Genomic DNA, 12,508 nt, shown 5'->3' with positions numbered 1-12,508 from the left:
AAGAAACTTAACGAAACAGTGCGCTAAAGCGAGATAAAACATCGCTACGTTCAGCGCTATTTGCAGTAGGTTCCGGTAATAATGTCAGCGCTGAAAAATCAGGTCGTTTGCCTGCTATATCGGTTCTCGCTGGCATTAACCATGCATTCGCAACAATAGTTTGCCCTTCTGGTGATAATACGTAATCAATAAAGGCTTTGGCGTCATCCGGTTGCTTACTGCTTTTTAAAATCATCATTGGACGCGGGGCAATCGCCGTTCCACTAGTTGGAAAAATCACTTCGATAGACTCGCCGTTAGCAATACTGCCATAAGCCACATAATCCACCGCACCGAATACGGCCGCTTTTGCGCCTTGTAGTACAGGTGTCAATGCTTGGGCATTCGGTCCAGAAATCACCATACCATTGGCTTTTAATTCAGAAAAAAGTGCCCATGCGGCATCTTGTTTGGCATTTTGTAGCCCTAAGACTAAATCCAGTGAGGCACCGGAAAGCGCAGGATCGGGCATCGTCACTTTATCTTTAAACGCTGGCTGAGCAAGGTCGCTCCAATCAGTCGGCTTTGGTGTGCCACTTTTGCTATTCCACACAATACCTAATGCTGAAATACCTTGCGCGACATAATAGGGCGTTTTAAAACGTTCAGGCACCTGAGTCGCATTAGCACTTTCATAAGGCAGTAACCAGCCTTTTTGTTGTAGATCGACAGCAGTATCCCAAGAGGCTGAAATCAGCACATCAGCCCGTGGATTAGCTTGTTCCGCTTCTAAACGTGCCATCACCTTACCGGTAGTAGCTTGAAAAATATCGACTTTGGTACCCGTTTGTTTTTCGAAACCTGCGGCAAGTTGTTTCGCCATCGCCCCAGGACCTGCGGTATAAACTGTAATTGCTTGAGAAGATACCGAAAACATCGCACAGGAAAGCCCAATACTCATCGCTACACCTTTTAGTGAAAAACCAGCCAACGAACTATTTTTGAATGTTGAAAATACGTTTTTTTGAGTTAACTTTTGCATCACAGAACCTCTTTTCATAATGTTGTCAGGCTTTCAATTGTTCCATTTTGCATATGCGCAATTTGGTGAGCCAGTGTGGTTGCTTCTTTTGGATCATGGGTGACATAAATCGCGGTAATTTCTAATGTTCTCAATAGCTGAGCCATTTCTTCGCACAGTGATTGGCGTAATGCGATATCGAGATTGGAAAGCGGTTCGTCAAACAACAAAATTTCAGGCTCTGCAATAATGGCACGGGCTAAAGCAACCCGTTGTTGCTGACCACCAGACAAATCTGCGGGTTTTCGTTTTGCAAAATCAATTAACCCTACCCGCTCTAACGCGACATCTACACGTTCCTGTACCACATGACGCGCAACACCTCGCATCCGCAAAGGAAAGGCAACATTTTGGAAAACGGTCATATGAGGCCACAGTGCATAATCTTGGAATACCATACCCAGATTACGTTGTTCAGGGGGCGTCAGATGGTGAGCATTGGCGACAAGCCTATCTGCGAAATAAATTGCACCATCAGTCGGTTGTAATAAACCCGCCAGCAATTTGAGTAATGTACTTTTACCGCAACCCGATGGTCCCAATAACGCTAAAACGGTGCCTTTAGTCACCGTTAAATCGATACCTTTGAGCACATATTGATTGGCGAAAGCTTGAGATAGATTTTGAATTGAAATCATAGAGGTATTGCCCGTTAACGTTGCATTAGGCAAAACATCACGACTCTCATTCGATGAAAAGAGAGTAGATCGCATAATAAATTGTATCCTCTTTGGGATTTAATCGTTATAGACGATGCTACGAAAGAAATACGTCAACTTGATGACAGTTTTATGATTGAAAGATGACAGACTAGTGTAAGTTGACTCGCGAGTGAGTCGATGACGCCATATAAATTCCCCCCTCGGCTCTACTACACTAAGTGACGCTTAATACACTGATAATAAAATGAAAATAAAACTCACCTCTCGCATTTACTGAGATTATTCCCTACGAATAATGTTAGATTTTTTTGTTCTAACTCATTTAAATCATTTATTTGACATTCCTCACATTTCATATTAATTTGGCGGTATAGACGTCTAAACATCCATTTTGTCTTAGTGATGTTTCTAGTTCATCAAAGGTATAAGAAGATTGTGATAACACTGAAAAATGTCAGCAAAATATATAGCCAGAGCAAAAAGCAAACTATTGCTGTTGATAATATTAATCTCAATATTGCAGCAGGTGATATTTTTGGCATTATTGGCTATAGCGGCGCAGGAAAAAGTAGCCTAATACGCTTATTGAATCGCTTAGAAGAAACAACTGATGGTGAAATTATTGTTGGTCAGCATAATATTACACACAGCGATGAAACATCGATTCTAAAAATTCGTCACTCTATTGGCATGATATTTCAGCACTTTAATTTATTATGGTCACGAACCGTCAGAGAAAATATTGAATTCCCATTACAAATTTCAGGGTTCAATAAAAAGAAACGCAAAGCACGGGTCGAAGAGTTGATGGACTTAGTAGGTTTAACGGAAAAAGCCGATGAATATCCATCCAGACTCAGCGGCGGCCAAAAACAACGCGTCGGTATTGCGAGAGCATTGGCAAATAATCCAAGTGTATTACTGTGCGATGAAGCAACATCCGCATTAGATCCAAAAACAACACAAAACATTCTTGCGTTATTGGCACGTATTAATCGTGAACTCAATATAACGATTGTTCTGATTACACATGAAATGCAAGTCGTTCGAAGCATTTGCAATAAAGTTGCCGTAATAGATAAAGGCAAAATTGTGGAGGAAGGATTAGTCACTTCTGTATTTCATAATCCACAACATACGATTACACGCCAATTTCTTTCACAAAGTGAAATAGCGACAGATACTCAGGATGATTTGCAAATTAATTTAAAGCAAGGCGCTATTATCAGAGTCGTATTAGATGACGATAAAAACAGTGATTATTTGCTTTATGACTTAATTTCAAAATTTAATGAACCTATTAAATTAATTAAAGGTGTCTTTAACAAAGGCAGTGGATTTTTATACTTACAATTCAAACTGGATACAGAAATATTATTTGATGCAGTTAAGTATCTTCAAAATGAAAAAAATGTAGTGGTTGAGGTAATTTAAAATGGACGAAATACAGCATTGGACTAGCATTTATTTACCTAATTTAAAAATCAATGTACTTGGCGTAGAAACAGTCAATACATTATATATGACCATAATGTCAGGAGCGCTATCATGTATTTTGGGTATTCTTATTGGTATTTTTCTATTTTTAACAGCCAAAGACGGTGAAAAAGAAAATATTCCCGTTTATCGCATTTTATCATTTGTGGTAAATATCTTTCGGGCCGTTCCCTTTATTATTTTAATTATTTTATTATTTCCATTTACTAAGTGGTTAATTGGCACCATTCTCGGTGTCAATGCTGCTTTACCCGCATTGGTGATCTCAGCAAGCGCATTCTATGCGCGGTTAGTTGAAATCGCATTACGGGAAGTTGATAAAGGCGTGATAGAAGCTAGCCAATCGATGGGCTCAAAACTACACACTTTAATCTTTAATGTCCTGATACCTGAATCATCACCCGCATTAATATCCGGTTTAACTGTAACCTTAATTTCATTAGTCGGGGGGACTGCGATTGCAGGGGCAATAGGTGCAGGTGGTTTAGGCAACTTAGCTTATTTAGAAGGTTTTCAGCGTAGTCATATGGATGTGGTTTGGGCGGCAACTTTAGTTATCCTAGCTATTGTCCTTTGTATTCAAGTGATAGGAGACACCTTAGTCCGGTGCATTGATAAACGTTAATCAGATTAAGTGGCAAGTAAAATAAATAATTTTTAATTCGAATAAAATGGCAATATAGGAAATAATAAAATGAAAAATTTAGCGATATTTAAGCGCCTAGGGGCACTGCTTTTTATCAGTTTAGCGCTAACAGCATGCCAGCCCGATCAAAAAGAAAAAAGTAATAAACTTATTATTGGCGCATCTTCAACGCCTCATGCTGAAATATTAGAATTCATTAAACCTCAATTAGAAAAAGAGGGAATAATATTAGACGTGCGTGTTTTTAATGATTACATCATTCCAAACCAAGCCTTAGCTGAAAAAGAATTAGATGCGAATTTTTTTCAACATGTTCCTTATTTAAATAAAACTTTGGCAGACCATCCAGACTGGAAATTAGTTTCTGCGGGCGCAGTACATATGCATCCCTATCGCTTTTTCTCACAAAAATATAAAAGCCTACAAGATTTACCCAAGGGTGCAAAAGTCATGAGCAGTAATAATATTGCTCAGCATGGCCATATATTAAAACTGTATCAAGATGAAGGTTTAATAAAAATTCGTAGTGGTATAGATCCTGATGATGCGACTATTGACGATATTGTCGAAAACCCGCGTAATTTGCAGTTCTTATTTACCTACGATGCCCCATTGATGCCTCAGATTTATAAAAATGGCGAAGCTGACGTTGCCTCTATTGACGGACACTTTGCTCTCAATGCAGGTCTTGATCTAAGCAAAGATGTTATTTACACCGAGCCAGCAGCAAACAGCAAATTTGCTAACGTTGTGGTGGTTCGTGAAGACAATAAAGATGATCCTCGTATTGCTAAATTAATGGCCGCATTAAAAACAGCAGAAACCAAAAAGTATATTTTAGATAATTTTAAAGGCGAAGCGGTTCCCGTACCTTAATTAAAGAAATACAAACAAGGAAGGCGATCGCAGCCTTCCTTGTTTTTAATCTAAAAATAAATCGTTAAGCCTGCTGCCTTGTTGCCGCCAATACGATTTCACGAATACAAACATTCTGTGGTTGCAAATAAGCAAAACGAATAGTATTAGCAATATCTTCAGCCGAAAGTACAGTACCGCCCATATCCTGTTTCCACGCTTGATATCCTGTTTTTATATTTTCATCCGTTGTATGACTCAACAATTCCGTTTCCACGGCGCCTGGTGCAATAGTGATAACACGAACACCATGTGGTGACAGCTCTTCACGTAAATTCTCAGAAATACCATGCACCGCAAATTTGGTGCCGACATACACCACATGGTTCGGGAATGTCTTACGACCCGCCACAGAACTAATATTAATAATAGTACCCTGCTTACGCGAGATCATGCCCTCAGTCACCGCATGAACACCATTTAAAACACCTTTGATATTCACATTCAACATTTGGTCCCATTCTTCTGGACTCTGGGTTTCAATATTGCCCAACAGCATAACACCCGCATTATTAATTAATGCATCAACGGGGCCAAAACGCTCTTCCGCTTCTTTAACCGCCGAAATAAAAGCAGTACGATCAGTCACATCGACCGATTTACACAGTGTATTTGGTAAATTTAACGCAATCATAGGTTCAGTGCGACGCGCTAACAATAATAATGAATAGCCTTCACTTGAAAGAAGTTTGGCTGTTGCGAGACCGATACCTGAACTCGCCCCCGTGATAACAACTAGCGGTTTATTTGAATTTGGCATTTTGCTCTCCACATAATTAAAATTGATATCAAAATCGATGGATGGACTATATTTCATCCCGACACTGCATTAAAATGGTTTATTTCTCTCACAGGCATAAAAAAAATCTATGGATAATCGTCAACTTCATGCTTTTATTGCTGTTTTTGAAGAAAGAAACATTACTGCCGCAGCCAAACGGCTTTTCCTCACGCAGCCTGCATTATCAACAACCATCAAAATGCTAGAAGACAGCCTTGGAACCCCGCTATTTATACGGCAACCTCGCGGTGTCGAAGTCACTGAAGATGCGAGGATACTCTATCCCCACGCACGTAGAATGGTGGCTGAGATGGAAGCATTAACGCAAAGTTTTAAGCGTGAAAGAAACCGACAACCATTGGAAATCGGTATCGAAAATGATATTGCAAATAGCCAGATAGCCGATTTTCTACGCCATATTCATGATCCAGAATTCAATCTATTAGTTAACCTTGAATCAGGCTGTGAAGGCGATATTCGATTTGGCTGTGAAGAGCTTCGCTGTGAAGATGAATTATTTTTGCCCCTAAATACTGAGCCGTTTATTCTCGCTATGCCCAGTCATCATCCGCTTGCAGAAAAAGCCACTCTCACCCTTTCCGATTTACACGGCTTGTGTTGGATCATGTGCCCTAAACTTTCATCCCATCAACGTCTGCTACCCATTTATGGTGCTACAGCCAATTCTCCTGCGGCAAATGCTGGCACATTTTCTCTCGCTCTTTGCCTCGTCACACAAGGATTAGGCGTTGCCATCGTGCCTGAATCCCTTGCCCAAGAACATCCACAAATTATCACTCGCTCACTCCCCGGACACACATTATCTAGACGAACTGGAGTTTGCTATGCCATTCAATCACTCACCCAGCCTGCTGTGAGCCAATTAATACAACACTTAAGCCAATGAGTTTAGCTACGCAATAATGTAATTAAAGGCACTTAGCCTAGGATCATGATGACTAATCACAAATAAAACAATTATGCTGAGCGAATTTGTTATGCTTTCGTCACATTATTATTACGTAGTGTTAATAAACCTCACGCGATGTGAGTTAAATCACAATTAACCCCTCTTTTTTAGCTTATAAATCGCTCACCTTTATGTTGTTTTCATCAAAAGGAGAGCATCCTGATGATATTTTCTGTTCGAGACACTCTTTTCTCTTTATTAACTTTAGACGCTATTTCAGGTCATGAGTTACCTATCGCGAATATTATGCAAAAACACTTTAAACACACAGCAAAAGAAGTCTGGCAAGACAGATTAGGCAATGTTGTTGCTCGTTATGGTAGCGATGAACCTAACGCATTGCGTTTAATGGTATTTGCTCATATGGACGAAGTGGGTTTCATGGTTCGAAAAATAGAAGCGTCAGGTTTTATTCGTTTCGAGCGTGTTGGTGGGCCTGCACAAGTAACAATGTCAGGTTCAGTGGTACGACTCGCCGGTGAACACGGCTCAGTCCCCGGATGCATTGGCATTAAATCTTACCATTTTGCAAAAGGCGATGAACGCACACAGTCCCCTTCGGTTGATCAACTCTGGATTGATATTGGCGCAAAAGACAAAGCTGACGCGGAAAAAATGGGTATTAAAGTTGGCACACCAATCACGCTATATAATCCACCACAAGAACTCGGTAATGATATGGTTTGCAGTAAAGCCCTCGATGACCGACTTGGCTGTACGGCTTTATTAGGTTTGGCCGATGCCGTCAAAGATAAAAAACTCGATATCGCTTTATTTATTGTCGCATCGGTCCAAGAGGAATTTAATATTCGAGGGATACTGCCTGTATTACGCCGTGTTAAGCCCGATCTTGCCATCGGGATCGACATAACACCATCTTGTGATACACCTGACTTAAAAGATTATTCAGATTTAGTGATCAACGCAGGCGTTGGGATCACCTGCCTAAACTACCATGGCAGAGGCACGCTTGCAGGGCTAGTCACCCCCGTCCGCTTAATTAACATGTTAGAAAAAACAGCAGCAAAAAATCATATTCCTGTGCAAAGAGAAGTCGCACCAGGCGTCATTACAGAAACAGGTTATATCCAAGTTGAACAAGATGGCATTCCTTGCGCCAGCCTATCTATTCCTTGTCGTTATACGCATTCACCGGCTGAAGTTGCCAGCTTACGTGATCTTAGTGACTGCATCCGGTTACTGACTGCATTAGCAACACTTCCTGCTAATCAGTTTCCTATTGAGTCTGACTCAGAAACTTATCAAGAGGTTATATCAAAATGAAAAAAATCCTCGTTGCTTGTGGAACCGGGATGTCGACATCCACAATTATTGCTCAAAAACTACAGAACTACTTAAATGATGAAGGCATTTTTGTTTCTACCTCACAGTGCTGCCTAAATGAAATTCCACTTAATTGCCATGGTGTCGATTTAATCATTACGGCAATGAAAACGGATACCGACTATGGCATACCGGCACTAAATGGAGCGGCTTTACTCACAGGGATTAACGATGAGGTATTGAAACAAAAAATTAAAACGCTGTTATCACAATAAACCTAAAAGGTGGCGTTATGTTTGATTATATACTTTCTCTAGGCGGTACTGTATTTGTCCCAATCGTCATGATAGTGATTGGATTAATATTTCGCATCCCATTGCTACAAGCTATTAAAGCAGGCGTTACAGTGGGGATTGGTTTTGTCGGTATGGGGCTGGTGATTGTCATGGCAATCGATAGCCTAAGCCCCCCTATCAAAATCATGATTGAACGTTTCGGTTTAACATTACACGTCTTAGATGTTGGTGCAGGCCCCGCATCAGGGGTGGGATATGCAACAGCAATTGGCGCGATGATTATTCCAATCATCTTTCTACTGAATATCGGCTTATTGTTCACTCGTCTAACGAAAACAATGAACGTCGATATCTACAACTACTGGCATTACGCAATCACCGGTACAGTAGTACAACTTGCAACAGGAAGCTTGAGCTACGGTATCATTGCAGCAATGTGCCACGCGATGCTGTCCTTAAAAATGGCAGACTGGACAGCAAAACGTGTCCAAGCCATCGTCGGTTTAGAAGGTATTTCGATTCCGCAAGGGTATGGCTCTAGCTCTGTCCCACTCTTTGTTCTACTTGATTCAATCTATGAAAAAATTCCTTTCTTAAAAGGTAGGAACGTCGACGCGCAATCAATCCAAAAACGCTACGGCATGGTAGGCGACCCCGTCATTATTGGGGTGGTACTAGGCTTACTATTTGGACTTGCTGCCGGAGAAGACTTTAAAGGTTGTGCGACTCTCGTGATTACAGTGGCCGCGATTATGGTTCTCTTTCCTCGAATGATCCGCTTAATCGTTGAAGGATTAATCCCTATCTCAGAAGGCGCTCGTAAATTTTTTCAAAAGCACTTTCATGACCGTGAAGTTTATATTGGTTTAGACACCGCCGTCACACTTGGACACCCGACGACCATTGCGGTTGGCCTTATTCTTATTCCTATTATGTTGATATTAGCCAGCATTTTACCGCTGAATAATGTCCTCCCTCTTGCTGATTTACCTGTTGCTCCGTTCTTTATCTGTATGGCAACCGTAATACATCGTGGTGACTTATTACGTACCTTAATCAGTGGTGTGATTGTCATGAGTACCGTTTTACTGATCGCAAGCCAATTTGCCCCTTTCTTCACTGAAATGGCACGTAACGGGGGCTTCAATTTTGCTGAGAATGGCTCTCAGATTAGCGCATTATCCGTCGGAAACATGTTCGGTTGGTCTATCTATGAATTAATGTCATTTGGTCTTATTGGCGTCGTCGTGACAGTGGGAATTGTCGCCTGCGTCGTCATTTTCTTACGTAATCGTGAATTACCTGAATAAGGAGCATCAAAATGAGTTGGTTAAAGGAAGTTATTGGCACTGAAAAAGCCGTGATCGCGATGTGTCACTTACGCGCGCTCCCCGGTGACCCAGATTTTAATACCCAACATAATATGCAATGGGTACTAGACAGAGCTTATGACGACCTAATGGCGTTACAAAATGGAGGAGTAGACGCCATTATGTTTTCGAATGAATTCAGCTTGCCGTATCTCACTAAAGTAAAACCCGAAACAACTGCGGCAATGGCACGAATTATCGGTCAGCTAATGGGGGAAATACGCGTACCTTTTGGTGTTAACGTACTTTGGGATCCCGTGGCTTCCTTTGATTTAGCCATGGCAACAGGCGCCAAATTTATTCGTGAGATTTTTACCGGCGCTTATGCAAGTGATTTTGGCGTATGGAATACCAACGTAGGAGAAACTATTCGTCATCAACATCGTATTGGTGCCAGTGGTGTAAAAACGCTGTTCAATATTGTCCCTGAAGCCGCCGTTTATCTTGGTGGTCGAGACATTTGCTCCATTGCAAAATCTACCGTTTTCAACAATAAACCTGATGCTTTATGTGTTTCAGGATTAACAGCAGGCGCAAAAACAGATAGTGCCATTCTAAAGCAAGTTAAAGATACGGTACCCAATACCGTCGTTTTCGCCAACACCGGGGTTTGTCTTGAAAATGTCGAAGAACAGCTCAGTATCGCTGATGGATGTGTTACCGCAACAACCTTCAAAAAAGACGGTATTTTTGCCAACTTTGTTGATCAATCAAGAGTGGAGAGGTTTATGGAAAAAGTCCATGCCATCAGGCAATAAAAAGGAGATAAGCAAAAAACTTATCTCCTAGAAGAATAATACTAGGGGCCGCAATCTTCGCCAAAAGGTAGGCGGCTCCTCATGAATTAGCATATACCGAACCTTTAAGGAGTCAATAACCAATGATTGACGATGCCAAATGGATCCAAACCAACCAACTTGCTGATAATTGGCAAGAGGCGCTCACCATAGCCTGTGAATCTTTAATCACCTATGGCGCTGCTGAGCCACGATATTTACAAGGCATCATTGATAATACCAAAAGCTGGGGGCCCTATTATCTGATTGCTCCCGGTATTGCAATGCCACATGCAAGGCCAGAACAAGGTGCTATTTATAATCAAGTTACGCTGACCACCCTTCGTCATCCGGTGGTTTTTGGTCATGAAGATTGCGACCCTGTATGGTTATTAATCAGTGTTTGTGCCACACACAGTGATGATCATATTCGATTAATACAACATATTACTCAAATTATTGATAACCCAATCTTGCTAGATGAAATTCGTCTCGCTAAAACGGCCAATGAGGTTTTCATGCTCTTAAATGCACATTGATTTATACATAAGGAAATAATTATGATCCTACACCCGTCTTTAGCTTCAGCTGATCCCCTTTGGCTAGGAGCCGCTGTTGATAAACTTGCCAATGAAAATATCGGCTCACTACACTTAGATATTGAAGATGGCAATTTTATCAGCAATATCACCTTTGGAATCAAAACAATAAAGGCTATCTCTCTCACCACAAAACAAGCGACATCCGTTCATTTAATGGTATCTCAGCCACTAGTTTGGATAAGAGAACTCATTCCATTTCATCCCAAGTGGATTTTTTTTCACCCCGAAAGCGTTCAAAATCCATCAGAAATTATTACTGAAATAAAAAATATGGGCGCGAAAGTAGGATTATCCCTCAATCCAGCCACACCAATTGCACCTTATCAATATCTATATAAAACACTTGATGCAGTGATGATCATGACAAGTGAGCCTGATGGTCAAAACCAACAATTTATTCCCGCTATGGTGGATAAAATTCAACAAGTTGCACAGTTATTACCACAACTGGAATGCTGGGCTGATGGTGGAGTCGGTTTTGATAACATTTCATTATTAAAAGCTGCGGGTGCAAAACACTTAGTGGTAGGAAGAGCGCTGTTTTCATCCGAGAACTTAACACTAACATTAGACCAATTAAGACATTAAATTCGAAAGGAAACAGTCTATGAGCCTGTATAAATCGGATCGGATCCAACAAATGCTGCATTACCTTTGGAAATGTCGCGAACTTTCTACTCAACAAGCTGTTGAGCTATTTGATTGCGCAGAAGCCACTGTTCGTCGAGATTTTCAATATATTGCGGAACACTACCCAGGAATGACGCGAACTCATGGTCGCCTTGATTTCGATGACAGTACCGCAGATAAAGAATCTCAATTCGATGTTAGGCGCTCATTAAACTGTAAAGCTAAACGAGAAATTGCCTTAATTGCCCGAGAGTTAATTCATGAAGGAGATTGTTTTTTCCTTGATTCAGGCTCAACCTGTCTCGAATTAGCCAAAAGCCTTAATGATATTAAGGTAAAAGTGATTTGCAATGATATAAAAATCGCCAATCAATTGGGCGCATTTGCCAATATAGAAAGCTATATTATTGGCGGATTAATCAGACCCGGCTATTTCACTGTGGGAGAAAGTTTAGCATTAGAAATGTTAAATGCGTTTGCAGTTGACCGTGTATTTATGTCCTGCGATGCCCTATCAATCGAAATGGGTATTACCAATGCCACCATGTTTGAAGTCGGTGTAAAACGTCAGCTCATCGCTCGCTCACGAGAGGTTATTTTGCTCGCTGATCACTCTAAATTTGATAAAGTTGAGCCCCATGCCGTCGCAACCTTATCCTGCATTAAAACGATTATTAGCGACAGTGCATTACCCAATGAAATTCAACAACGTTACCAACAAGCCGGATGCGAATTAAAGCGAGGTTATTAATTCAATAATTACAACACAGTTAATTATCTCTATCAGAAAAGTAAATCCATCTTAAGGAAAAACCAACATGCTGAGGAAAAACATAATCATCACGATAACAATACATCCAACTATCACGATTGGTAAAGTGGGTGAAAAAAGAAAACACAAGTAGCATAGTACAGCTGTAATGGCTATATGAATAAGATCGCTAAATTGTTTATACAAAAATACTATCGACTTCTTAAAACTATTAATGATTTTATTATTCATCACCATGTAATCCATC

At 40.7% G+C, this 12,508-nt stretch carries 14 protein-coding genes; 11 read left to right on the top strand and 3 right to left on the bottom strand.

All coding sequences use genetic code 11. The annotated features are described in order from the left end of the window. Positions 1–7: 7 nt before the first annotated feature. Both AAZR93_RS10230 and AAZR93_RS10225 read right to left on the bottom strand, forming a co-directional pair. Positions 8–940: an ABC transporter substrate-binding protein gene (locus AAZR93_RS10230; protein WP_434719984.1), complete on the bottom strand. Its 933-nt coding sequence runs from the start codon at positions 938–940 to the stop codon at positions 8–10. 95 nt (positions 941–1,035) lie between these two features. After that, positions 1,036–1,773 (bottom strand): ABC transporter ATP-binding protein, encoded by a 738-nt coding sequence (locus AAZR93_RS10225; RefSeq protein WP_434719760.1) that lies wholly within the window; start codon positions 1,771–1,773, stop codon positions 1,036–1,038. Between the two features lie 384 nt (positions 1,774–2,157). Between AAZR93_RS10225 and AAZR93_RS10220 the strand changes: the two genes are divergently transcribed. The 3 genes from AAZR93_RS10220 to AAZR93_RS10210 all read left to right on the top strand — a co-directional run bounded on the left by AAZR93_RS10220 (position 2,158) and on the right by AAZR93_RS10210 (position 4,741). Then, positions 2,158–3,156 (top strand): methionine ABC transporter ATP-binding protein, encoded by a 999-nt coding sequence (locus tag AAZR93_RS10220; protein WP_434719759.1) that lies wholly within the window; start codon positions 2,158–2,160, stop codon positions 3,154–3,156. Position 3,157: 1 nt separating this feature from the next. After that, positions 3,158–3,844: a methionine ABC transporter permease gene (locus tag AAZR93_RS10215; RefSeq protein ID WP_434719758.1), complete on the top strand. Its 687-nt coding sequence runs from the start codon at positions 3,158–3,160 to the stop codon at positions 3,842–3,844. A gap of 69 nt (positions 3,845–3,913) precedes the next feature. Then, the gene (locus AAZR93_RS10210) at positions 3,914–4,741 is read left to right on the top strand and encodes a MetQ/NlpA family ABC transporter substrate-binding protein (protein ID WP_294104038.1); all 828 of its coding nucleotides are present in this window, start codon (positions 3,914–3,916) and stop codon (positions 4,739–4,741) included. A gap of 64 nt (positions 4,742–4,805) precedes the next feature. Here the strand turns inward: AAZR93_RS10210 and AAZR93_RS10205 are convergent, their stop codons facing one another. Further along, on the bottom strand, positions 4,806–5,540 hold the full coding sequence (locus AAZR93_RS10205) for an SDR family oxidoreductase (RefSeq protein WP_294104040.1): 735 nt from the start codon (positions 5,538–5,540) through the stop codon (positions 4,806–4,808). A 109-nt stretch (positions 5,541–5,649) separates the two neighbouring features. Here AAZR93_RS10205 and AAZR93_RS10200 point away from each other — a divergent pair, with 109 nt between their 5' ends. The 8 genes from AAZR93_RS10200 (at position 5,650) to AAZR93_RS10165 (ending at position 12,240) form a co-directional block, all read left to right on the top strand. Continuing rightward, on the top strand, positions 5,650–6,468 hold the full coding sequence (locus AAZR93_RS10200; RefSeq protein ID WP_434719757.1) for a LysR family transcriptional regulator: 819 nt from the start codon (positions 5,650–5,652) through the stop codon (positions 6,466–6,468). Positions 6,469–6,693: 225 nt separating this feature from the next. Further along, positions 6,694–7,815 carry a M42 family metallopeptidase gene (locus tag AAZR93_RS10195; protein ID WP_434719756.1) on the top strand — a complete coding sequence of 374 codons (1,122 nt, stop codon included), beginning with the start codon at positions 6,694–6,696 and terminating at the stop codon, positions 7,813–7,815. Further along, on the top strand, positions 7,812–8,090 hold the full coding sequence (gene sgcB, locus AAZR93_RS10190; RefSeq protein ID WP_434719755.1) for a PTS sugar transporter subunit IIB SgcB: 279 nt from the start codon (positions 7,812–7,814) through the stop codon (positions 8,088–8,090). Before AAZR93_RS10195 ends, sgcB begins: the two co-directional genes overlap by 4 nt. A gap of 17 nt (positions 8,091–8,107) precedes the next feature. Beyond that, the gene (gene sgcC, locus AAZR93_RS10185; protein ID WP_294104045.1) at positions 8,108–9,421 is read left to right on the top strand and encodes a PTS sugar transporter subunit IIC SgcC; all 1,314 of its coding nucleotides are present in this window, start codon (positions 8,108–8,110) and stop codon (positions 9,419–9,421) included. 11 nt (positions 9,422–9,432) lie between these two features. Beyond that, entirely contained in the window at positions 9,433–10,239 is an 807-nt protein-coding gene (locus AAZR93_RS10180; protein WP_434719754.1) for a BtpA/SgcQ family protein, read from the top strand. Between the two features lie 122 nt (positions 10,240–10,361). Beyond that, positions 10,362–10,796: a PTS sugar transporter subunit IIA gene (locus tag AAZR93_RS10175; RefSeq protein ID WP_434719753.1), complete on the top strand. Its 435-nt coding sequence runs from the start codon at positions 10,362–10,364 to the stop codon at positions 10,794–10,796. Between the two features lie 21 nt (positions 10,797–10,817). Beyond that, positions 10,818–11,447, top strand: a complete 630-nt coding sequence (locus AAZR93_RS10170; RefSeq protein ID WP_434719752.1) for an epimerase — start codon at positions 10,818–10,820, stop codon at positions 11,445–11,447. 19 nt (positions 11,448–11,466) lie between these two features. Beyond that, entirely contained in the window at positions 11,467–12,240 is a 774-nt protein-coding gene (locus AAZR93_RS10165) for a DeoR/GlpR family DNA-binding transcription regulator (RefSeq protein ID WP_434719751.1), read from the top strand. The last annotated feature ends 268 nt before the right edge of the window (positions 12,241–12,508 follow it).

It is taken from the genome of Providencia sp. Je.9.19, assembly GCF_051129765.1.
In the GTDB taxonomy this organism is placed as follows: Bacteria; Pseudomonadota; Gammaproteobacteria; order Enterobacterales; family Enterobacteriaceae; genus Providencia.
This window is presented reverse-complemented; position numbering and strand designations above follow the sequence as displayed.

Bases quoted from the DNA above. Each gene is read 5' to 3' on its own strand.
- AAZR93_RS10210 (WP_294104038.1), top strand. From the start codon at position 3,914: ATGAAAAATTTAGCGATATTTAAGCGCCTAGGGGCACTGCTTTTTATC.
- AAZR93_RS10165 (WP_434719751.1), top strand. From the start codon at position 11,467: ATGAGCCTGTATAAATCGGATCGGATCCAACAAATGCTGCATTACCTT.
- AAZR93_RS10180 (WP_434719754.1), top strand. From the start codon at position 9,433: ATGAGTTGGTTAAAGGAAGTTATTGGCACTGAAAAAGCCGTGATCGCG.
- AAZR93_RS10215 (WP_434719758.1), top strand. From the start codon at position 3,158: ATGGACGAAATACAGCATTGGACTAGCATTTATTTACCTAATTTAAAA.
- AAZR93_RS10195 (WP_434719756.1), top strand. From the start codon at position 6,694: ATGATATTTTCTGTTCGAGACACTCTTTTCTCTTTATTAACTTTAGAC.
- AAZR93_RS10175 (WP_434719753.1), top strand. From the start codon at position 10,362: ATGATTGACGATGCCAAATGGATCCAAACCAACCAACTTGCTGATAAT.
- AAZR93_RS10170 (WP_434719752.1), top strand. From the start codon at position 10,818: ATGATCCTACACCCGTCTTTAGCTTCAGCTGATCCCCTTTGGCTAGGA.
- AAZR93_RS10230 (WP_434719984.1), bottom strand. From the start codon at position 940: ATGAGTATTGGGCTTTCCTGTGCGATGTTTTCGGTATCTTCTCAAGCA.
- sgcB (WP_434719755.1), top strand. From the start codon at position 7,812: ATGAAAAAAATCCTCGTTGCTTGTGGAACCGGGATGTCGACATCCACA.
- AAZR93_RS10205 (WP_294104040.1), bottom strand. From the start codon at position 5,540: ATGCCAAATTCAAATAAACCGCTAGTTGTTATCACGGGGGCGAGTTCA.
- AAZR93_RS10200 (WP_434719757.1), top strand. From the start codon at position 5,650: ATGGATAATCGTCAACTTCATGCTTTTATTGCTGTTTTTGAAGAAAGA.
- sgcC (WP_294104045.1), top strand. From the start codon at position 8,108: ATGTTTGATTATATACTTTCTCTAGGCGGTACTGTATTTGTCCCAATC.
- AAZR93_RS10225 (WP_434719760.1), bottom strand. From the start codon at position 1,773: ATGCGATCTACTCTCTTTTCATCGAATGAGAGTCGTGATGTTTTGCCT.